Source organism: Streptomyces sp. NPDC046985 (assembly GCF_040644415.1).
Taxonomy (GTDB): Bacteria; Actinomycetota; Actinomycetes; order Streptomycetales; family Streptomycetaceae; genus Streptomyces.
In genome coordinates this window covers 1-2095 of sequence record NZ_JBEYWK010000047.1, presented here as the reverse complement: position 1 = coordinate 2095, position 2095 = coordinate 1, and the positions used below count along the sequence as shown (strand labels likewise).

Genomic DNA, 2095 nt, shown 5'->3' with positions numbered 1-2095 from the left:
ACCGATCACCAGGTCAAGATCCGTGGCATGCGGGTGGAACTCGGCGAGATCGAGACCGTCATCAGCACCCACCCCCACGTCACCGACACCACCGTCCTGGCACGGGACGACCTCGGCACGGCACGCAGGCTGGTGGCCTACGTGGTGCCACGCGAAGGCGACACGCTGTCCTCCGACGACCTTCTGGCTCACCTGCGGGACAGGCTCCCCGCGCACATGGTGCCCTCGCTGGTGGTCGTGCTCGACGCCCTGCCGCTCAACCGCAACGGCAAGGTCGACCGCGCCCGGCTGCCCAAGCCGGAGACCCCGGCACCTCGCGGGACGGAGCGCGTCGGCGCCGACTGGACGGCGGCCCAGGCCGACATCGCGAACGAGATCGAACGCCTCCTCGCGGTGGACGTCTCCTCGCTCACCGACGACCTCTTCGCCCTCGGCGCCGACTCCCTCGACGCCGCACGCCTGGTCACCCGGCTGCGGACCCGCTGGCACACCTCACTGTCCGTGCGCGACGTCTACGAGTCGCCCACGCCCGAAGCGATCGCGAAGCGGCTCGGCGCCCTCCGCGACGGTCCCAGCACGCTGCCGTCCTCCATCCCGGTCGACGAGACGGCGGGTCCGGTGACCGGCCAGCAACTCGGCCTGTGGTTCCTCCAACAGGTGGCCCCCTCCAACCCGGCCTACAACGAGGCCGTCGCGCTCGACCTCGACGGTGACCTCGACCCGGAGGCCCTGCAGTCCGCGCTGGCGCGAGTGGTCCGCCTGCACCCCGGCCTGCGCACCGCCTTCCTGGACGTGGACGGCCGGCCGGTCACCAGGGTCGTAGACCTCCCCGATCCGGTACTCACCCGCCACGACGTCCGAGACGGGACGGACGGAGCGGACGGAACCGACACCGCCGCACTGGACCGTGTGACGGCCGACCTGGTCGCCACCCCCTTCGACCTGGCCGCCCCGCCGCTCCACCGGTTCGCCCTGCTGCGCACCGGGGATCGCCGGCACCGCTTGGTCATGGTCTTCCACCACATCGTGGTCGACGGCTGGTCCGTCCGGCTGCTGCTGGACCAGGCGTCACGGCTGTACGCGCTGGAGACCGGCGCGCGCGACGTCACGCCGCCGGCGGAACCGCCCCTCACGATGCAGCAGTTCGCCGCCTGGCAGCAACGGCAGCTCGACGAAGGGCACTTGGACGGGCAGCTCACTCACTGGCGCGATCGACTCAGCGGCGCCACCCTGCCCCTCCAGCTGTTCGAACGCGACCCCGAGGACGCCAACGCCGAGGACACCAACACCAACGCCGCCAACGCCACCGACCCGCCCGCCGCGCACCGCATCCACTTCACCCTCCCCAACCGGGTGGCCGACGCGCTGGACGTGCTGGCGCGGCAGCACGGCGGCAGCATGGCCATGGGGTTGCTAGCCGCGTGGTTCCTGACCCTCGGCCGGCTGTCCGGGCGCTCGGACCTGAGCGTCGGCACGCCCGCCGACATCCGGGACCAGCCAGGCACAGCCGACCTTGTCGGCCTGCTGGTCAACACGGTCGTGCTCTCGGTCGAGATCGACCCGGACACCGGTTTCGGCGACCTCCTTCAGCAAGTCCGCGACGTCAGCCTGGACGCCTACGCGAACACCGGCGCCCCGTTCCACCTCGTCGCCCGCGAGATCGACGCCTCCACCCGCGGCGACGCACAGTCGCCGATCGACGTGATGTTCACCTACCAGAACGCCGCGAGCGCGCCGGCCGACCTCTTCAGCACCGCCAGCCAGGCGGTGCCGGTCGACCGCACGCCGGCGCGTTTCCCGGTGACCCTGTTCACCCGCCGGCAGCCGGACGGAACGATCGACTGCACGCTCGAGACCGATCCGCGGCACTACTCGTCCCGCAGGACCGGCACGATCCACCAGACGCTCGTGCGCGTCCTGGACGCCGTCACCGGCGATCCGCAGATCCGCCCGGACCGGCTGCGGCTCCAGACCGCAGCGGACTCGGCACTGGTGCGTGACTGGAACGCGACGTCGGTGGATTTCCCGGACGTGTGCCTGCATGAGTTGTTCGAGGCGCGGGTGGCTGTGTGTCCGGATGCGGTGGCGGTGGTGT

Annotated in this window: 1 protein-coding gene; it reads left to right on the top strand. The window is 71.5% G+C overall.

Annotated features, from left to right (window positions below; all coding sequences use genetic code 11):
- Window positions 1-27 precede the first annotated feature (27 nt).
- Window positions 28-2095 (top strand): condensation domain-containing protein (locus ABZ861_RS31425; protein ID WP_361637444.1); only part of this gene is annotated, 2068 nt, incomplete at its 3' end.